This window comes from Candidatus Neomarinimicrobiota bacterium (assembly GCA_021734025.1).
Classification (GTDB): Bacteria; Fidelibacterota; JAANXI01; order JAANXI01; family JAANXI01; genus JAANXI01.
This window is the reverse complement of sequence record JAIPJS010000021.1, coordinates 51,955-69,902: the sequence shown is the minus strand read 5'-3', so window position 1 is coordinate 69,902 and position 17,948 is coordinate 51,955. Positions and strand designations below refer to the sequence as shown.

21 protein-coding genes are annotated in these 17,948 nt (G+C 48.9%); 16 read left to right on the top strand and 5 right to left on the bottom strand.

Features of this window, described 5'->3' with window-relative positions:
- Positions 1–157 precede the first annotated feature (157 nt).
- The 16 genes from K9N57_15895 (at position 158) to rnc (ending at position 13,026) form a co-directional block, all read left to right on the top strand.
- Complete coding sequence (locus K9N57_15895) at positions 158–418, top strand: hypothetical protein (GenBank protein ID MCF7805668.1); 261 nt, start codon at positions 158–160, stop codon at positions 416–418.
- 22 nt (positions 419–440) lie between these two features.
- Positions 441–689, top strand: coding sequence for a hypothetical protein (locus K9N57_15890; GenBank protein ID MCF7805667.1), 249 nt, complete (start codon positions 441–443; stop codon positions 687–689).
- A gap of 505 nt (positions 690–1,194) precedes the next feature.
- Complete coding sequence (gene sucC / locus K9N57_15885) at positions 1,195–2,355, top strand: ADP-forming succinate--CoA ligase subunit beta (GenBank protein MCF7805666.1); 1,161 nt, start codon at positions 1,195–1,197, stop codon at positions 2,353–2,355.
- An 18-nt stretch (positions 2,356–2,373) separates the two neighbouring features.
- Positions 2,374–3,249, top strand: a complete 876-nt coding sequence (sucD, locus tag K9N57_15880; GenBank protein ID MCF7805665.1) for a succinate--CoA ligase subunit alpha — start codon at positions 2,374–2,376, stop codon at positions 3,247–3,249.
- Positions 3,250–3,587: 338 nt separating this feature from the next.
- Entirely contained in the window at positions 3,588–4,004 is a 417-nt protein-coding gene (gene ndk, locus K9N57_15875; GenBank protein ID MCF7805664.1) for a nucleoside-diphosphate kinase, read from the top strand.
- Between the two features lie 48 nt (positions 4,005–4,052).
- Positions 4,053–4,841: an SPOR domain-containing protein gene (locus tag K9N57_15870; protein MCF7805663.1), complete on the top strand. Its 789-nt coding sequence runs from the start codon at positions 4,053–4,055 to the stop codon at positions 4,839–4,841.
- Between the two features lie 59 nt (positions 4,842–4,900).
- Complete coding sequence (locus K9N57_15865) at positions 4,901–6,154, top strand: hypothetical protein (GenBank protein ID MCF7805662.1); 1,254 nt, start codon at positions 4,901–4,903, stop codon at positions 6,152–6,154.
- 92 nt (positions 6,155–6,246) lie between these two features.
- Positions 6,247–6,756, top strand: coding sequence for a DUF177 domain-containing protein (locus tag K9N57_15860; protein ID MCF7805661.1), 510 nt, complete (start codon positions 6,247–6,249; stop codon positions 6,754–6,756).
- An 11-nt stretch (positions 6,757–6,767) separates the two neighbouring features.
- Positions 6,768–6,953, top strand: coding sequence for a 50S ribosomal protein L32 (gene rpmF, locus K9N57_15855; GenBank protein MCF7805660.1), 186 nt, complete (start codon positions 6,768–6,770; stop codon positions 6,951–6,953).
- A 26-nt stretch (positions 6,954–6,979) separates the two neighbouring features.
- Positions 6,980–8,032 (top strand): phosphate acyltransferase PlsX, encoded by a 1,053-nt coding sequence (gene plsX, locus K9N57_15850; GenBank protein ID MCF7805659.1) that lies wholly within the window; start codon positions 6,980–6,982, stop codon positions 8,030–8,032.
- Between the two features lie 3 nt (positions 8,033–8,035).
- On the top strand, positions 8,036–9,028 hold the full coding sequence (locus K9N57_15845; GenBank protein ID MCF7805658.1) for a ketoacyl-ACP synthase III: 993 nt from the start codon (positions 8,036–8,038) through the stop codon (positions 9,026–9,028).
- A gap of 66 nt (positions 9,029–9,094) precedes the next feature.
- Entirely contained in the window at positions 9,095–9,967 is an 873-nt protein-coding gene (gene fabD, locus K9N57_15840; protein MCF7805657.1) for an ACP S-malonyltransferase, read from the top strand.
- A 3-nt stretch (positions 9,968–9,970) separates the two neighbouring features.
- The gene (gene fabG, locus K9N57_15835) at positions 9,971–10,720 is read left to right on the top strand and encodes a 3-oxoacyl-[acyl-carrier-protein] reductase (protein ID MCF7805656.1); all 750 of its coding nucleotides are present in this window, start codon (positions 9,971–9,973) and stop codon (positions 10,718–10,720) included.
- A gap of 27 nt (positions 10,721–10,747) precedes the next feature.
- The gene (acpP, locus tag K9N57_15830) at positions 10,748–10,984 is read left to right on the top strand and encodes an acyl carrier protein (GenBank protein MCF7805655.1); all 237 of its coding nucleotides are present in this window, start codon (positions 10,748–10,750) and stop codon (positions 10,982–10,984) included.
- 25 nt (positions 10,985–11,009) lie between these two features.
- Positions 11,010–12,248, top strand: coding sequence for a beta-ketoacyl-ACP synthase II (gene fabF, locus K9N57_15825; protein ID MCF7805654.1), 1,239 nt, complete (start codon positions 11,010–11,012; stop codon positions 12,246–12,248).
- A gap of 19 nt (positions 12,249–12,267) precedes the next feature.
- On the top strand, positions 12,268–13,026 hold the full coding sequence (gene rnc, locus K9N57_15820) for a ribonuclease III (protein ID MCF7805653.1): 759 nt from the start codon (positions 12,268–12,270) through the stop codon (positions 13,024–13,026).
- Here the strand turns inward: rnc and K9N57_15815 are convergent.
- From K9N57_15815 to K9N57_15795, 5 genes are all read right to left on the bottom strand, one after another.
- Positions 13,023–13,610 carry a DUF151 domain-containing protein gene (locus tag K9N57_15815; GenBank protein ID MCF7805652.1) on the bottom strand — a complete coding sequence of 196 codons (588 nt, stop codon included), beginning with the start codon at positions 13,608–13,610 and terminating at the stop codon, positions 13,023–13,025. The two genes, rnc and K9N57_15815, sit on opposite strands and share 4 nt — an antisense overlap.
- Before the next feature lie 101 nt (positions 13,611–13,711).
- On the bottom strand, positions 13,712–14,773 hold the full coding sequence (locus K9N57_15810; protein MCF7805651.1) for a bifunctional phosphoglucose/phosphomannose isomerase: 1,062 nt from the start codon (positions 14,771–14,773) through the stop codon (positions 13,712–13,714).
- An 81-nt stretch (positions 14,774–14,854) separates the two neighbouring features.
- Positions 14,855–16,615 carry a phosphoenolpyruvate--protein phosphotransferase gene (gene ptsP, locus K9N57_15805; GenBank protein ID MCF7805650.1) on the bottom strand — a complete coding sequence of 587 codons (1,761 nt, stop codon included), beginning with the start codon at positions 16,613–16,615 and terminating at the stop codon, positions 14,855–14,857.
- Between the two features lie 6 nt (positions 16,616–16,621).
- Positions 16,622–16,891: an HPr family phosphocarrier protein gene (locus K9N57_15800; GenBank protein MCF7805649.1), complete on the bottom strand. Its 270-nt coding sequence runs from the start codon at positions 16,889–16,891 to the stop codon at positions 16,622–16,624.
- Positions 16,888–17,883, bottom strand: a complete 996-nt coding sequence (locus K9N57_15795; protein MCF7805648.1) for a polyprenyl synthetase family protein — start codon at positions 17,881–17,883, stop codon at positions 16,888–16,890. The genes K9N57_15800 and K9N57_15795 overlap by 4 nt, the downstream gene beginning before the upstream one ends.
- Between the last annotated feature and the right edge of the window lie 65 nt (positions 17,884–17,948).

The window sequence follows — 17,948 nt, the reverse complement described above, 5'->3', positions numbered from 1 at the left end:
CGCGGACAGCGGGTCCGATCCCCGAAATATGCTGCACGCCAGATCCGGTGAATATGCGTGCGAGTCAAATCGGCTGTAAAGACTTGTTTCATATGCAATTATACACATAGTATCAACTCCATGAAACCTAAAATGCCCTAAATAAAAGGCGGCTGTCATGGAACTCACTCGATATACGATAAATCTCATCGGGCGGGGAATGATTCTTCTTGGAGTCTTGATTATGCTTTCTTCTTACTTTTTTAAATCAGAAAAGCATCCGGGATTTCAATGGAACTTAAAGTCAATGATTCTCCGTGGCCCGTATATTTGGGAGAACAAAGACTGGTATACCGGCCCCGGCTACCGATTACAAAACATCGGCTTTGCCGTTATGATGATCGGTGTAGTTGTGACGTTTGGCAGTGTCTTTGGGTAATTGAAATAAAGGGAGTGTTGCTATGCCAGAGTTTACACTTACAACCTATGCAACCATAACCGTCATTCTCGGATTAGTAACAATGCTGGCCTCGAACTTGTACAGATCTGAGAACCATCCAGGGTTTAAACTCTTCGGTAAAAAAGGTGAGCGAAAACCCTTTTGGGAAACACGGGATTGGTTTACCGGGCCAGGATATTATCTTCAATCAGCAGGGACGATTGTGTTGTTTGTGGGTATGATCTGGTTATATGTAGGTCAATTTGTCTAACAGTAAGATCAACTACAACTCCCCCGGTAGTGATGCCGGCGGAGTTGTGTTATAATTTAATTATTCTATATCTTCCTCTTGAATCGTAAAAATGTAGTGACAGCTCTAACATTCGGCGGGTTCACCAGCCGGAATCAGGCTCGACACACTAAATACCAACCCGGGATACCCCGGAACCTCATAATATTGGTGAATCCGTGGAATTAAGCCACTTTTGTGTTTTTCATTAACACCTGGCGCCGGGTGCGTAAAAATCGGATTCCAGTTCATCCAGTCATTCCAGCAGTTATTAACAAAATTCATGTATCACTCAGGTTAATTTACGTTCATAATCATCCATAGGTTTTATTGGCTTTGGTTGACGAGAGGTTTTGCGTTAAATTTGAGTTCACCCCGTCGGTATTTATTTAACAGCGTCGGCGCATATGATGTAATTTTCAATTAAAATACTCACCAGATTTATGTAATTTTAGCAGATGAATATCAACTGAAGCGGGAGCATTTTATGAAGATACATGAATTCCAGGCGAAGGAGATTCTCCGAAAGTATGGCGTGGCCGTACCGGAAGGCCAAGTCGCCTCCTCTGCTGAGGAAGCGGAAAAGATTGCAGAGAAATTAGGGGGCGGAACCGTAGTCGTGAAAGCCCAGATACACGCCGGCGGACGCGGCAAAGGCGGCGGGGTTAAAATTGCGCAAAACACCGCGGAAGCCAAAGAACATGCCGATGCTATTCTCGGAATGAACCTTGTAACGCATCAGACCGGCCCGGAAGGTAAACGGGTAAATAAAGTGTTGATTGAACAGGGTGTGGATATCGCGCGTGAACTTTACGCCGGACTGGTGCTGGATCGGGCGGTTGGACGCGTTGCTTTTATGGTTTCAACGGAAGGCGGTGTGGAGATTGAGAAAGTCGCCGCCAAAACACCCGAAAAAATTCTGAAGGAATGGATCGATCCCGCTGTCGGGTTTCGGCCATTTCAGGCCACACGATTAGCGTTCGGTCTGGGGCTGGAAGGTTCCCAGGTGAAATCGGCGGTCAAATTTTTCCTGGCGCTGTACGAAGCATACAATGAGACCGATGCTTCGCTGGCGGAAATCAATCCGCTGGTGGTGACCGGAGACGGCGACATCCTGGCGCTGGATGCCAAAATCAACTTTGACGACAATGCACTGTATCGCCACAAAAATATCCAGGAGTACCGGGATCTCAGCGAGGAAGCGGCGTCCGAAGTTGAAGCCTCCAGGCACGGGCTGAATTACATCAAACTGGACGGTAACGTCGGCTGCATGGTCAACGGCGCAGGCCTGGCCATGTCCACTATGGATATTATCAAACTGTCCGGCGGTGAACCGGCGAATTTTCTGGACGTGGGCGGCTCAGCCTCAGCTGAAACAGTGAAGCAGGGCTTCAGGATCATTCTGCAGGACCAAAATGTGCAGGCGGTACTGATCAACATCTTTGGCGGGATCGTCCGGTGTGACCGGGTTGCCCAGGGAATTATCGACGCGCTGAGCGATCTGGATCTGGATGCCCCGGTGGTGGTTCGCCTCGAGGGCACGAACGCGGAAGAAGCCGCCGAACTGCTGGAGAATTCACCGTTGGAATTCACGGTAGCCAAAAGTCTAAAGGATGCGGCAGAGAAGTCAGTTGCCGTCGCAGCATAAATTCAGAAGGAGCAATTCATGAGCATTTTAGTCAACAACGATACCCGGCTCATTGTGCAGGGAATCACCGGGAGCGAGGGTTCGTTTCACACCTCACAGATGCTGGAATACGGGACGAATATTGTCGCCGGTGTTACCCCGGGTAAAGGGGGCCAGACGCATCACGGCGTTCCTGTATATAATACGGTAAAGGAAGCCAAAGAGAAGACCGACGCAAACACATCGATTATTTTTGTTCCGCCGCCGTTTGCCGCGGATGCAATAATGGAAGCCGCGGATGCGGATTTGGACTTAGTCGTCTGTATTACCGAGGGTATTCCGGTCAAGGATATGGTTCAGGTTCGGCGTTATCTCGAGGACAAACCAACACGATTAGTCGGTCCCAACTGTCCGGGCGTTATCACGCCGGGTGAATCAAAGATCGGTATTATGCCGGGCTTCATCCATGAGCCTGGCCGTGTGGGTATTATTTCCCGAAGCGGCACCCTCACCTATGAGGCGGTGCACCAGATCACCAATCATGGATACGGCCAATCAACCGCCATCGGCATTGGCGGTGATCCAATCATTGGCAGTACTTTTATTGACTTGTTACAACTATTTGCCAAAGACGATGACACCGATGCGGTTGTCCTCATTGGCGAAATCGGTGGATCGGCGGAAGAAGAAGCAGCGAATTGGGTTACTGAAAATAATTTTAACAAACCCGTGATCGCATTCGTTGCGGGGCAAACCGCCCCTCCCGGACGTCGCATGGGGCACGCCGGTGCAATCGTCTCCGGCGGCCAGGGTACCGCGGAGGACAAAATGAAGGCGCTCCGGGCTGCAGGAATCACGGTCTGCGATAGCCCGGCCACTATCGGTAAAAATGTAGCGAAGGCACTCAAAGGTTAGAAAGATTGGTATCCCGCTTTAAGTCCCCGTAGCGGTTTTAACCGGAGAAGGGAGAATTTCCAATGTCCAAGTGCCTATCCACCAGCGATTGAAGGATGAATAATGTAGAAATTAAAAGTTTAAAAAACCGGAAGCCCGAGTCCTGAGGCGTGAGTCTACCGTGGTGAAGAAAAGTGAAAAACTGGTGGCAATTGAAATCAGGAGACTGGCAATCTTAAACACAGGAGTGTGGATACAAGAAGCATGACCTTTTTAAACTATAACACCTTAACACAATATCACAGGTGTTAACCTGAACACTTAAACACACGAACACTTTAATACTGAAGGAGTTATTCATGCAGCGCACACTAGCAATCATCAAACCGGACGCGATTCGCAACGGTTATCAGGGAAAAATCATCGATCATATCCTGGATAAAGGGTTGCGTATTGTCGCGATGGAGCAGACGCACCTGACCACCGCTGAGGCCCGGGAATTCTACGCCGTCCATAAAGAACGGCCGTTCTATAATGATTTGGTTGAGTTTATGACTTCCGGGCCGTGCATTCCTATGGTTCTGGAACACGAGCATGCCGTATCCTATTTCCGAGAGGTAATCGGGGCTACCAATCCTGAAGAAGCTAATGAGGGAACGGTGAGAAAACTGTACGCAGAATCCCTGCAAAACAACGCCGTACACGGATCTGATAGTCCTGAGAATGCTCAAAAAGAGATTGCATTTTTCTTCACCGGGCGGGATATTATAACGTAATTGTCCTAAGTTCCAAACCGCTATTACCTAATAATTTGGGGGGCTGCCATGCGCAAGCGTCAATTAATTTTAATCGGTCTGATATCGTTGCTGCTCATTGGATGTGGTGCCGATGATCGTACTCCGATCGAACAAAGTGGGACCGCAAATCAACCGGTCAACCTGGAGATTCAGGCCGATGACATGCAGGCAGACTATATGGTGGAGTGGTCGTTCACGGAGACTCCGTCTACTGTTTCCCTGAGTCAGTACGATTTCCAGCCAATAAATACAAGTCCACAGGTTTCTTTCATTCCTCCGGATACCGGAATGTATCGGCTTCAGTATGCCGTCACTGATCAATCCGGGGAAGAGATTGCCGTTCAGCCATTTGTTGTCAATGTATCAGGCCGCCAGCAGCAAAAGATGACCGAAGAGGAAGATACCACTGCGATGGAGCAGCCGGAAGAATCCACTGAAGAAATGGCAGAGACTGCTGAGGAACCGGCGAAGCCAAAACCGTCGAAGGAAAAAGCATCTCAGCCGACCAGCACCCGGCAAAAATCCACAGATCGCGCAGACCTGATTCCGAGAGTCCCTGGAAGGTATACGGTACAGGTCTCCGCCTGGAGAACATTCAGTAAAGCGGAGAGCGTAGCGAATACCGTAAAAAAACTGGGATACGATGCTTACATCCAGCGGGCCAAATTCCCGGATACCGGTCAAGTCTGGTATCGGGTACGCGTCGGTTCATTCAGCTCGCCAGAAGCCGCCAAATCCTTGCGACGGAAACTCGTCAGCGAATCGGAACTCCCGGATGAATCTATCTGGGTGGACTTTCAGCGGAAAGACTCATAAACGCAGTTATAAGCTACCTATTGATTTATTTGCGTAATGACTGAAGGAGGGAACCCAGCATGAAACAGGATCTATATTTCGATTTTCGAGATGTTTTACGCATTCCCCGCGTCGCGCTGAGCGGGAAAAAAATCTGGACCATGTTCGTCGCGAACATCGTTGGCTATATTGGTTTTATTATTTTCTCCTATATTGGGATTCTGGCCAGCGGCTACAGTTTTGCGAATGCCTTTGCTGAATATCATTTTTTTCCATTCCCCTATGATGTCCCGTTGACAAACCTCGGGTGGGGTTTCTATTTAATTGGCGGATTGGTTTGGATACTGGCATATTATTTTGCGAATCTTGCCGTGGCGCGTATTACCTATAAAGAGTTTAAGGGTGACTTCTTTTTCTCCAGCGGTGACGGATGGCGTTTCGTTAAGAAACACTGGCATCCATTAATTTTCGCACCGGTATCTATCGTTGGCATTATTGTCTTTTTCCTGATTATGGCTGTGATCGCTGCCCTGCTCGGGAAGATCCCCTTCGTGGGTGAATTCATCTTTTCGCTGCCGTACCTCCTCTATTTTCCGGTAGCGATATTTGTGCTTTATTCGGCAATCGTTTTCCTTATTGTTATCACCTTTACCCCGGCAATCGTCGGTACGTCTGAAGAGGACACACTTGAGGCGGTTTTCCAGAGCTACTCTCTGCTCTGGGCGCAGCCGTGGCGTCTGGTCACCTATGAAGTCATATGGGGTGTATTAACCAGCGTTGCATCCTACATCTTTGGTTTAGTGATGGCTGGCGGTGTCTGGTTTATCTCCGTGGTATTCGGAATGAACTGGTTGATGGGCGACAAGCTCTTCCAGATGCTGGAAACCGCCCTGTATTATCTTGGCGGCAACTCACCGGTGTATCATCAGTTTATTAATCTGTTCAGTTCCCCGTTTGTTCAGTCAGGGTATATTTATGTAGGTGGCGGACAATTGAATGTCACCGAAGCTATCGGTTCCGGGATTCTTGCGCTGTCCCTGTTCGCGATTCTGGCGGTGGTGGTTTCGTATCTCCAATCACTGGACAGCGTCGGTCAAACTATGATTTACATTATTCTGCGCAAAAAGAAGGACGATGAGAACCTTTTAGAGCGCAAGGATGAAGACGAGCTGGCCGAAGAAGACGATGAATTTGACGTGGATGACGACCTGGATCTTGACCTGGATGAGGACGAAGACCTTGATGATACGGAATCCGATATCGAGGAGGAATTCACATCTGACCCTGAAGAAGATTCAGAGGACACGGAGGACAGCCCGGACAAAGGGCTGTAACACCTCCGACATCCGATTTCCTTTCGTCAAGCCGAAATCGCTGTTTGATTTCGGCTTGACTCACTTATACCCCTCCCTTAAATTCGAAATTCATGATTAAGATACCTTTACAACGGTTGCAGCAAGAGGGAGATCTGGAATTTCATTTCAGTGGGTCTCAGGAAGAATTGGGGCTCTCTGATATAGAGTTTCCTGTCCGTGAAATTGATATCAGATTTCATCTCATTGAGGCGGACCACGGCTACTATCTGGCTGGTGATTTGGCCGGTATTGCTTCTTTGGAATGTCATCGGTGTTTAACTACTTTCACCCGTGTATTGGACCTGGAGCTCAGCACCCTGATTGTACTGGATAACGCTGAAGAATTTGAACTCGAGGATGACATCATCTATATACCGGATGATGCGCAAGCTATCGATGTAACCGGCTATATCCACGACGCTATTTTATTGGACTTACCGGTAAAATTCCTGTGCAAAAAAGATTGCCAGGGACTTTGTGCCCAGTGCGGGACCAATTTAAATGTATCGAGTTGTGATTGCGATACGGAGACCATTGATCCACGCTGGCAAAAGTTAAGAGAACTGAATCTCGAAGAATAAGGGGAAATAACGTGGCTTTACCAAAAAGAAAAACGTCAAAAGCTCGCAAAAGAAAACGCCGGACACACTGGAAGCTATCGGCTCCGAACGTCATTGAGTGCAAGCAGTGCCATCAGCCGAAGCTCCCCCACCGTGCCTGTCCCAACTGCGGTTATTACAAAGGTCGTCCTGTTTATATTCCCAAAGATTACCAATAAATAACCGACAGGTTAGACAAGGTCTTATGCGGATCGTCGTGGATGCTATGGGAGGTGATCACGCTCCCGCTTCGACTATCTCCGGGGCTTTGTTGGCACTGGATGATGCCCAGTATAGTGATACCGAAATTATCCTGGTGGGACCGGAAACCGTCCTTCGTTCAGAATTGAATGGTCAGCAGGGTACTTCAACCCACATACATATTCAACATGCGGATCAGGTGGTATCCATGAAGGAGTCCCCGACAAAAGCAGTGAAGCATAAGCCGGATTCCTCCATTGCCGTGGGGATTAATTTACTCAAAACCAATGAGGCTGATGCCTTTGTCAGCGCCGGGAATACCGGAGCAGTCATGACCTCCTCCCTCCTCTCACTCGGAAGGATCGAGGGAGTTAATCGACCGACGATCGGGAGCTTTTTTCCTACCGCCCGGGGAGGCTGCGTGATTTTTGACGTAGGCGCGAACCCGGAAGCCAAGCCAATTAATTTGTTGCAGTTTGGCATTATGGGTTCGATATACGCCCGGAATATCTTTGATATCGATTCACCGAAGGTTGCACTGCTGAATATCGGGGAAGAACGAACTAAAGGGACTGACGTACTCATAGATGCCTATGGTATGCTGGAACAGGAGTTGGACAATTTTATCGGCAATATTGAGGGCCGGGACATCCTGGCTGGCAAAGTAGATGTGGTTGTCTGCGACGGATTTGTCGGGAATATTCTCCTCAAATTCGGTGAAAGCATCTTTGATTCTCTCACCGATATGGTGCAGAAGGAAATTAATAACAAACCGCTGGCAAAGATTGGCGCATTTTTAATGAAGCCGGTGGTGAAATCGATTGCATCAGAATTTAGTTATGAAGAACACGGCGGTGTTCCCTTGCTGGGTATTAATGGCGTGTCGATTATCAGTCACGGCAGTTCCACCCCCAAAGCAATGAAGAATGCCATCGGGGTTGCGCACACCATGGTTAAAAAACGTATCAACCGGATGATTAAGACCGAACTGGAAGCACACCGGGTAGCCTCTCCGAGTATGCCGCAGGTTGACGATCCACTCATTCCACAGGGATAATTTATGTCTTTACACGCTACAATTACTGCAGTCGGCAGCTACGTGCCGGAGAAAGTTCTGACCAACTTCGATCTGGAGAAAATGGTTGAGACCAATGACGAATGGATCCGGACACGCACTGGAATCTCGGAACGGCGCATTGCCGGCAACGATGAAGCAACGTCGGATATGTCTATCGACGCCATAAAGCAAATGCTGGATGAGTACGATATTCCCCCTGAAACCATCGATTGCATTATTGTTTCTACTGTCACACCGGATATGTTTTTTCCGTCTACGGCTTGTCTTATACAGGATAAAATCGGTGCGAGCAATGCTTGGGGCTTTGACCTCTCTGCGGCGTGCTCCGGTTTTGTCTTTGGTCTGGAGACGGCTGTGCAATTTGTAGAAAATGGCAAGTATAAACGGGTACTCCTGGTGGGCGCCGATACTATGTCCAGTATTACCGATTACGAAGATCGGAATACTTGTATCCTGTTTGGTGATGGCGCCGGAGTTGCGTTGATCGAGCCGGCGACGCGCGAAGGTTATGGGGTTTTAGACAATATTATGTATTGCGACGGCGCCGGGGCAAAATTTTTGAATATGCCTGCGGGAGGCAGCCGGCACCCGGCCACTCATGAAACCGTTGATAAAAATATGCATTATCTCTACCAGGATGGCAGGACCGTATTTAAATATGCTGTGAACGGAATGGCAAATGTGTCAACGGAAATTCTTGAGCGCAACAATCTGACAGGTGATGATGTAGACTTTTTTATCCCGCATCAGGCCAATAAGCGTATCATTGATGCCGCTGCCCGAAAAATGGGGCTCAGCGATGATAGAGTGGTACTGAACATCGATAAATACGCAAATACGACTGCAGCAACCATACCGTTGGGACTGCATGAGGTTATTAAGGATGGACGGCTTCAGGAAGGCGATACCGTTGTGTTTGCGACATTCGGCGCCGGATTCACCTGGGGCGCGACTCTGTTACGGTGGGGACAATAAAATTCGAGGTGTCTCGTGAGTAACACTGCATTTTTATTTCCGGGCCAGGCTTCCCAAAATGTCGGCATGGGCAAAGATCTGTACGAAAGCTTTGACCTGGCAAACGAATATTATACCAAAGCCGATGAAATCCTGGGTATTCACATTTCAAAACTCTCCTTTGAGGGGCCGTTAGAAAAACTGACAGAAACCCACGTCACCCAGCCAGCTATTTTTACGCTGAGTGTCATACTACATGAACTCCTATCACGGGAGAACGCTTCCTATTCTATGGTAGCTGGGCACAGTCTGGGGGAATATTCGGCATTGGTCGCTGCCGGAGTCATGGACTTTGAGACGGGCCTGCACCTGGTAAAAACCAGAAGCCAGGCGATGCAGGCTGCATGTGAAAGCAGACCTGGAACTATGGCGGCCATTATTGGACTTGAAGAGGAAAAGGTTGCCGAAGCGTGTAGTGCGGCCAGTAACCAGGGTATTGTTCAGCCGGCAAATTATAACTCTCCGGGACAGATTGCAATTTCCGGTGAGGTGGATGCTGTGCGTGCGGCAATGGAACAAGCCAAAGAGATGGGTGCCCGGCGCGCCATTGAACTCGTTGTTGGCGGGGCCTTCCACTCCCCCCTAATGGGAGCGGCAAAAATCGCCATGCAGGAAGCACTGGAGGATACATCCCTCCAGGATGCGGCGGTTCCGGTCTACGTCAATAAAACCGGTAACCCACTTCAGGATGCTGAGTCAATAAAACAAGCGTTGATTGACCAGATTGATCACCCGGTCCTCTGGATGCAAACAATTGAAAATATGATTGAGGACGGGGCGGACTCCTTTGTCGAAGTCGGACCAGGTACCGTCCTGACGGGATTGATGCGACGAATTAACAAGGAAGTTGAAAGCGAGAGCGTTTCGTCCTATCGCGATATTATCAGGTTTGAGGAATAAAAAATGTCCGCAGTGCTCACAAATAAGACAGCATTAGTAACTGGTGGTTCCCGCGGCATCGGATACGCCATTGCGCAAGCTCTGGCAAACGCCGGAGCGACCGTCACTATCTCAAGCCGTTCGGAGGATGTTTTAGCCGAAGCGGCCAAATCGCTTTCGACGGAATCGAACACGGTTGTTCCGATCCCTTCGGATGTTTCTGACGCGGCCAGTATAGAATCCTTAATAAGCGAGGTTTTTGAAAAGTTCGGTTCTATCGATATTCTTGTCAATAATGCCGGTATTACCCGGGATAACCTGATGTTACGGCTGAAAGAAGATGACTGGGACGCCGTGTTGGACATTAATTTGAAAGGTGCGTTTTTATGTACTAAATTTGCAAGCCGGCAGATGTTACGGCAAAAGTCCGGCAGTATTATTAATATATCATCGGTGGTTGGTATGACCGGGAATCCCGGACAGACCAATTACGCATCATCGAAGGCTGGCTTGCTCGGTCTGACCAAATCGACTGCGCTGGAACTTGCCTCCCGGGGAATCCGGGTCAATGCGATTGCGCCAGGATATATTGATACGGAAATGACCGATAGATTAAACGAAAACCAACGGAATGAACTCACTGAACGTATTCCATTAGGCCGGATCGGCACGCCGGAGGATGTGGCGGAAACCGCCCTGTTCCTGGCATCACCGGCTGCCCGGTACATCACTGGGCAGGTTATCCGGGTTGACGGTGGAATGGTGATGAGTTAATCAAACAAACGAAGGAGGCTCCACGCAATGGATACTTTTGACACAGTGAAAGAAATAATCCAGGATAAACTGGGTGTCGAAGAAAGCAAGATTACCAAAGAAGCATCATTCATCGATGATCTCGGCGCAGATTCATTGGATACGGTCGAGCTTATTATGCAGATGGAAGAGGAATTCAATCTGGAAATTCCGGATGAAGAAGCCGAAAAACTGACGACAGTCGGCTCGGTAGTCGATTATATCGACGAAAAAGTCAATTCCTAACTCTCAGACGACCAGACAGGATCCAATGAAAAGGCGAGTTGTTGTCACCGGTATCGGAACAGTTAACCCCTGTGGGAATGATCCCGACACGTTTTGGGAAAGTTTGATGCAGGGCAAAAGCGGGGTCGATAAGATCACGCAGTTTGATACGTCTGAATTTGCCGTCGATTTTGGCGGTGAAGTCCGCGAATTGGACGTAGCAAAATATCTGGACCGCCGCGAAACTCGCCGAATGGATCTGTATACCATCTATGCGATGGTGGCAGCAATCCAGGCTATGGAAAATTCTGGCCTGGATCCGGATGCCATTGATTCTACCCGGGCTGGCGTGGTTGTCGGTTCCGGTATTGGTGGTATTCACACATTCGAAGAACAATGCCGTACGCTGTTTGAGAAGGGCCCACGACGGATTAGTCCGTTTTTTGTTCCCATGATGATCTCCGATATTGCTGCCGGACAGATATCCATGCATTACCATTTAAAAGGCCCAAATTATTCGGTGGTTTCCGCCTGTGCGACGGCAACACATGCCATCGGGAATGCCACAAAACATATCCAGTATGGTGACGCGGATATTATGGTAGCCGGTGGCGCGGAGGCGACTATCTCACCAATGGCAGTTGGCGGATTTTCCAACATGAAAGCACTGGCAAAGTGGGATGGCGATCCTACGGAAGCTTCACGTCCTTTTGACGCAGAACGATGTGGGTTTGTTATTGGTGAGGGCGCCGGTATTCTGGTTCTGGAGGAATATGAAGCTGCGAAAGCCCGTGGTGCTCATATCTATGCGGAAATCATCGGTAACGGATTTACCGCTGATGCGCATCACATCACAATGCCGGCTCCCGGTGGTGAGGGTGCTGCGCAGGCGATGCGGCAGGCGTTGAATGAAGCCGCTATCTCCCCGGATAAGGTGGATTACGTGAATGCTCACGGGACATCCACTCCGCTGAATGACGCAACGGAAACCACTGCTATTAAAACCGTATTCGGTGACCACGCGAAGAATGGACTGGTCGTGAGTTCTACCAAATCGATGACCGGTCATCTGCTGGGAGCAGCAGGCGGCATTGAAGCGCTCGCCTGTATCTACGCCATACAAAAGAATACCATTCCACCAACAATTAACTATGAGAATCCGGACCCCGAATGTGATCTCAACTATTCACCGAACGCCCCAACGGAAAAACCGGTGAATGTCGCGATGAGTAATACGTTTGGATTTGGCGGACACAACGCGGTCATGCTTTTGGCTGGCGTTTAACATCGCCGGTGTATCCTGTATGGGACTTTATCATTCCCTTATTTCAAAACTCACATCTCTCCTATCCCCAGGAGATGAGTTCAACCAGTTAACCCGGGCTCTCTCCTACAGTTTTCAGAATAAAACGCTGCTACGGCAGGCCTTAACCCATCCGTCAATGATACAGGAATCCTCCTCCGGGAGTGTATCATATGAACGCCTAGAATTCCTTGGAGACGCCGTTCTCGAGCTAGTCATCTCAGATTATCTCTACCATCGATTTCCCTATATTTCCGAGGGTGCCTTGACTCAAAAACGGGCGACATTGGTGAACCAGACTGCCCTTGAGCGGATAGGCCGGCGGCTCCACATCCCGGACTATATTTTGAGTCAGGATGTTCCTGACCGCCCAATTGAACAGTCTAGCGCAGTCATCAGCGACGTCGTGGAATCAATTCTTGGCGCAATTTACCTGGACGGTGGCTTACACGCCGCCGAACAAACCATCTATAAACAGTTTCCCCTGGCAGAAGCGGCGGAGGATCTCGACGACCAGATTAATTATAAGGGCAAACTCATAGAATACTGCCACATGGAAGGTTTGTCGGAACCGGTGTTCGAAACAATTGATAAATACGGCCCGGATCACTCCCGCCAATACAAAGTTGCGGTCAGATTGAATGAGGATATTGTGGCTGTCGGGGACGATTCTTCAAAGAAAAAGGCGGGACAAGGTGCGGCGAAGCAAGCCCTCTCCCGCCTTCAAAAGCGTACAATAAGCACTAATGCTCTAAACTAGTTTTTCTGTTCTTCTATCTGTTTAATTTTATCCCGTAATTTTGCCGCTTTTTCATACTCTTCGGCGTCTACAGCTTTTTTTAGCGCATCCTGAAGTTCGTCGATACTCTGATCGCCGGAAGAGGTTGCACTAATCCGCTCCTCCGTCAAACCTTCGCTCTCTTCTCCGACGGCATCCAGTTCGTCTGCAACTACGCCGGCTTCCTCCATAACTTCGCTCTCTACATAAACCGTCGCACCTACCCGGAGCGCAATTGCAATAGCATCGCTGGGGCGGGAATCAATTTCTTTATCGGAAAAGTCGTAGGAATCCAGGAAAATCTTTGCGTAAAACGTTCCATCTATTAAATCGGTAATAACGACTTCTTTGATGTCCGCGCCCAGGTCCTCCAGAATTGTGCTAATCAGATCGTGAGTCATAGGCCTCGGCATCTTCATCCCTTCCAGTGCCAGGGCGATTGCCTGTGCCTCAAATGCCCCGACAATCACTGGTAACTGTCGATCTCCGTGCACTTCACTCAAAAGGACAGCATACCCTTTGCTCGGCGGATAGAATGCGATTTTGGCAACTTCAACTTCAACCATATTCAAATATCACTTCCTTTATTCAGTTTGTGCAAAGTTACAAAGCCGTATTTTGTTGTGTCAAGGGGGATTCTATGGTATCTCACCCCAACACACAAGCGTTAATTGCTCTCTGCCAGCCTGGATTTTAATAGCGAAATCCGCTCCACGGGGGTTGGATCAACTTCCTGCAGCAGCGCCGCATACAAACTGATCCAGTCGCCCAAATGGATTAAGGAGATGAGCCGACTCATCCGGTTTGTCCCTTCCGTGGAAAATGTATGTTCTGACTGCGGGTAGTCCCGGAGCAGCTCGCTGGTGACTTCCCGCCGCCTGTTCACTTTTGGATGAGCCTCTTCGTCATATAACCATATCAATGACACAGTCTTCATAAACTCCGGCTGCTGATCCCATCCCATGATTTCGTTATGGTTCATTTCCGGCAGACGATTTTGAAACGCCAGCATCTGGGCATTTTCTGCCAATTGGCCCTTCCAACGTACACCGACCACCTCAAGTTCCGGCGTGGTATAAATAATTGGCACGGTGTTGATGAGTTTCGCCGCTGTTGCAAACGCTGTGTTCTCTTCCCCGGCACTTTGATACTTATTTGAGAGTGGTTTTACCGTTGCGATTGTCTCTGCGATATCCGTTTCGATATTACCCGGGAGTAGGCCGATCTGGTTGAACAATCGCACCATAGGAATAAATGAAAAGCCTAGGGCCGCGCGCGGTTGCATTCCGCCGGGTATGGAGATTAACGGATATCCCTGTGAGTTGAAGCGCTGCTCAACTTCTCCGTTTGAGGAGATACCGACGATTTGCGCTCCGGCTTCTTCGGCCATGTGAAGTGAGCTCAGCGTTTCTTCCGTATTCCCGGAGTAACTGCTAATTACAACCAGCGAATGCTCTCCCACAAATCCGGGTAACGTGTAATTCCGGTTGACGATCATTGGTACCGATAATTCACCGGCGGCGTAGGTTGCGATTAAATCACCACCGATTGCAGACCCTCCCATACCACAAAACACAATATTCTGAATCCGTTCAGAATCTATGGAAGAGGTATCCGGGAGCGATATTTCAGCGGCGTCCTGAATCTGATCGCCGAATCCGGCCACCGCCTCCCACATGTTTTGTGGATCAAGTTGCTCTCTGTTGTTCTCTATCTCTGCAAAATCCATCAAATCTCCTCTCAACAAGCGAATTTTTAGACCTGTTGCGTATTACAAAATTACTTATTCGCTTTTTGGTTAGATGATATTCTAAATATTGATCTGCTCCGGCAAATGTTCCTGGATGAATTGCCGGAGATACCGTTCGATATCTGCCTCCGTGCCGAAGTCCAGTACCGTCTCCGCGAGATGCCGACATTTTTCGAATTCCAGCCCCCGGACAATCTCCTTGATCTTTGGCAACACAACAGGCGAGACGGAAAGTTCGTCCAGCCCCATACCGATGAGCAAAGGAATTACCAGCGGATCTGCAGCCATCTCACCACACATGCCGACCCAAATATCGTGAGAATGGCCGGCTTCCAATGTCATCTTTATGAGTTTCAGGACACTTGGATGCAAACTTTTGTACAGGAACGAGACCCGGTCGTTGCCCCGGTCAACCGCAAGCGCATACTGGATCAAATCGTTCGTTCCGATACTGAAAAAATCCAGTTCCTCAGCCAGAGCATCGGCAATCAGCGCCGCAGACGGAATTTCGATTAAGGCTCCCAGATCGATATCCGGGTTATAATCCACTCCGGCGGCATTCAGTTCTTCATGGACTTCATTTATGTACTCTTTCACCTTAATAATCTCTTCCAGCGCCGAAATCATGGGAAACATCAGTTTGATGTTACCATACGCCCCTGCCCTGTAAATAGCCCGCAGTTGTGTTTTAAACAGCCCTGGATTATCCAGGCAGATCCGAATAGCACGGTATCCCAAAAATGGATTCGATTCCTTGAGACCTTCCATTTCCATGGAAGCGGAAATCTTGTCTCCTCCGAGATCAAAGCTCCGGAAGATCACGGGATCAGGTGCCACTTCTTCGGCGATCTGTCTGTATTCCTTGAACTGTTCTTCTTCGGTGGGAAACGTATTTTTCACTAGGTAGAGATACTCGGTACGATACAGACCGATGCCCTCTGAACCTGCCTTCAGCACATTTTCCAATTCGCCGGGTAGTCCGATATTTGAGGAAAGGATGATCCGGTAGCCATCGCTGGTTTCTGCAGGCAGGTCTTTCCTGGTGTAAAGATTCTCCTCAAATTCTTTGATATGTTCGAGCTCGCCACGGAATTGCTCGGTCGTCTCCTGATCCGGATTAATAAAGACTGTTCCGTGATACCCATCTGCAATAACCGTGTCGTCTTTCCCGATTTTATCGACGATATTCTCGACGCCGACCACAGCTGGAATCTGCATCGCCCGGGCAAGGATAGAAAGATGAGAGGTCCTCCCACCGGACTCAGAGACCAACCCAATCACCTTGGACTTATCCAGCATAATCATATCGCTGGGATTCATTTCCCGGGTGACGAGTATCGCCGGTTTATCCACGTTTTCCAACAGTCCACCGTCCCGGGTCATTAAATGTCTCAGAACCCGTTGTTTTACGTCGTAAATATCGCTGGCCCGGTCGCGGATATATACGTTATCCGCCAGTTCTAACTGTTCACGATAGGCGGTGAGTACCTGCTGAAATGCATACTCAGCGTTTTCCAGGCGTTCTTTTATTCTATCCTTTACCTCCCGGATAACCGATTCGTCATTCAGAGACATGATCTGTGCCTCGACGAGTTCGGCGTAATTCTCGCCGATTCGATTTGATATCATCTGTTGGATGGACTGAAGATCCCGGTGTGTTCTCCGCAAAGCCGTGTCCAGGCGATTGTATTCATTTGGCACATCTTCCGGTTCGATGTTTCGCTCGGTCACAACGATCCGCTCACGGGTAAACTTCACGACCGGCCCGATGGCAATACCTGGCGACGCGTTAATACCGTTATATCGCTGTTGCTCAGTCATGGATATTTATTCCGTTCCAAAATGGTTTTCCGCTAGTTCCAGGATTTGCTGCACCGCATCTTCAGCGTCCTCCCCTTCTGCTTCAACCTTCACCGTACTCCCGTTTTCGGCGGCTAACACCAGCACGCCCAATATGGATTTGGCGTTTACCTTGGTCTCATCTTTAATCAGGAAAATTTGTGAATTAAACTTACTCGTGAGCGAAACAAGGGCAGCTGCCGGTCTGGCGTGGAGGCCAAATTCATTTTTAATCACCATTTCCCCGGTTTTTTTCATGCTTTGCGATCCGAAAGCTGATCAGTCAAATAGCGTAAGTGCGCTACGTCGCCTTCCAAAAAACTGAGGAGTTCCTCCGCCTCGCTGATCTTTTCCTGAATAAATTCTTTGGTGGTCTCCAAGATACCTACTTCGGTAAAAATTTCTTTTAACCTGGCAATATCCTCATCGGAATGGGAGTTCATATCCAGGATATTTCGAATCTGATCACGTGTCGCCTGGTCCGCAAGTTCGAGCGCTTTCAATAAAATATAAGTCTTTTTTTGCTCCGTCAGATCGCTCCCGAGGCTTTTTCCCATTACATCCACCGTAGATGTCAATTCAAGTAGATCATCCTGCACCTGAAATGCTTCACCCAGCAGGAATCCGAATGTTCCCAATTTCTCTTGTTCGTCCTCCGTTACTCCCGCAACGATTCCACCCATAGTACAACAAATCGAAATCAGTCGGGCCGTTTTTTTTCCGATCATCATCATATAGTCATCGATGGTCACATCCGTTCGTTCCTCGAATTCCTTGTCATAAGCCTGGCCCTCACACACTTCGATAACGCCATCTGTGAAAACCCGAAGCAGCTGGGTATGATTTTGCGCCTCCGTATTCAACAGCACCCGATAGGCCAGCGCGAGCAATCCATCGCCGGACAAAATTGCAGTGCTGACATCCCATTTTTGGTGAACCGTCGGACGACCGCGTCGCTGGTCATCCCTGTCCATGATATCGTCGTGTACCAGGGTAAAATTGTGAAGGATCTCCAATGATGTGCCGACATCCAACGCGGTATTGATATCGCCACCGTAAGCATCGGCCACCAGCATTAACAACACAGGCCGTATTCGTTTACCTCCGGACTCCAAGACGTACTGCATCGGCTCGTACAGCGATTCCGGCATGGCATAAGACCGGGCAATTTCGATCAGTCGGGTATTCACCCGTTCGCGAAAACCCTGTACCAGTTCCATGGACTGCATTTGCGTTGTATCTGATCCCATACGCTTTTGTTATGGATTAGAATTTTTGTCCCGTATTAATCACATCGCATACAACTATAATTGCG

What these genes read in the sequence shown, in the direction of transcription:
- K9N57_15895 (MCF7805668.1), top strand. Translation starts at nt 158, where the DNA reads ATGGAACTCACTCGATATACGATAAATCTCATCGGGCGGGGAATGATT.
- K9N57_15890 (MCF7805667.1), top strand. Translation starts at nt 441, where the DNA reads ATGCCAGAGTTTACACTTACAACCTATGCAACCATAACCGTCATTCTC.
- sucC (MCF7805666.1), top strand. Translation starts at nt 1,195, where the DNA reads ATGAAGATACATGAATTCCAGGCGAAGGAGATTCTCCGAAAGTATGGC.
- sucD (MCF7805665.1), top strand. Translation starts at nt 2,374, where the DNA reads ATGAGCATTTTAGTCAACAACGATACCCGGCTCATTGTGCAGGGAATC.
- ndk (MCF7805664.1), top strand. Translation starts at nt 3,588, where the DNA reads ATGCAGCGCACACTAGCAATCATCAAACCGGACGCGATTCGCAACGGT.
- K9N57_15870 (MCF7805663.1), top strand. Translation starts at nt 4,053, where the DNA reads ATGCGCAAGCGTCAATTAATTTTAATCGGTCTGATATCGTTGCTGCTC.
- K9N57_15865 (MCF7805662.1), top strand. Translation starts at nt 4,901, where the DNA reads ATGAAACAGGATCTATATTTCGATTTTCGAGATGTTTTACGCATTCCC.
- K9N57_15860 (MCF7805661.1), top strand. Translation starts at nt 6,247, where the DNA reads ATGATTAAGATACCTTTACAACGGTTGCAGCAAGAGGGAGATCTGGAA.
- plsX (MCF7805659.1), top strand. Translation starts at nt 6,980, where the DNA reads ATGCGGATCGTCGTGGATGCTATGGGAGGTGATCACGCTCCCGCTTCG.
- K9N57_15845 (MCF7805658.1), top strand. Translation starts at nt 8,036, where the DNA reads ATGTCTTTACACGCTACAATTACTGCAGTCGGCAGCTACGTGCCGGAG.
- fabD (MCF7805657.1), top strand. Translation starts at nt 9,095, where the DNA reads ATGGGCAAAGATCTGTACGAAAGCTTTGACCTGGCAAACGAATATTAT.
- fabG (MCF7805656.1), top strand. Translation starts at nt 9,971, where the DNA reads ATGTCCGCAGTGCTCACAAATAAGACAGCATTAGTAACTGGTGGTTCC.
- acpP (MCF7805655.1), top strand. Translation starts at nt 10,748, where the DNA reads ATGGATACTTTTGACACAGTGAAAGAAATAATCCAGGATAAACTGGGT.
- fabF (MCF7805654.1), top strand. Translation starts at nt 11,010, where the DNA reads ATGAAAAGGCGAGTTGTTGTCACCGGTATCGGAACAGTTAACCCCTGT.
- rnc (MCF7805653.1), top strand. Translation starts at nt 12,268, where the DNA reads ATGGGACTTTATCATTCCCTTATTTCAAAACTCACATCTCTCCTATCC.
- K9N57_15815 (MCF7805652.1), bottom strand. Translation starts at nt 13,610, where the DNA reads ATGGTTGAAGTTGAAGTTGCCAAAATCGCATTCTATCCGCCGAGCAAA.
- K9N57_15810 (MCF7805651.1), bottom strand. Translation starts at nt 14,773, where the DNA reads ATGGATTTTGCAGAGATAGAGAACAACAGAGAGCAACTTGATCCACAA.
- ptsP (MCF7805650.1), bottom strand. Translation starts at nt 16,615, where the DNA reads ATGACTGAGCAACAGCGATATAACGGTATTAACGCGTCGCCAGGTATT.
- K9N57_15800 (MCF7805649.1), bottom strand. Translation starts at nt 16,891, where the DNA reads ATGAAAAAAACCGGGGAAATGGTGATTAAAAATGAATTTGGCCTCCAC.
- K9N57_15795 (MCF7805648.1), bottom strand. Translation starts at nt 17,883, where the DNA reads ATGGGATCAGATACAACGCAAATGCAGTCCATGGAACTGGTACAGGGT.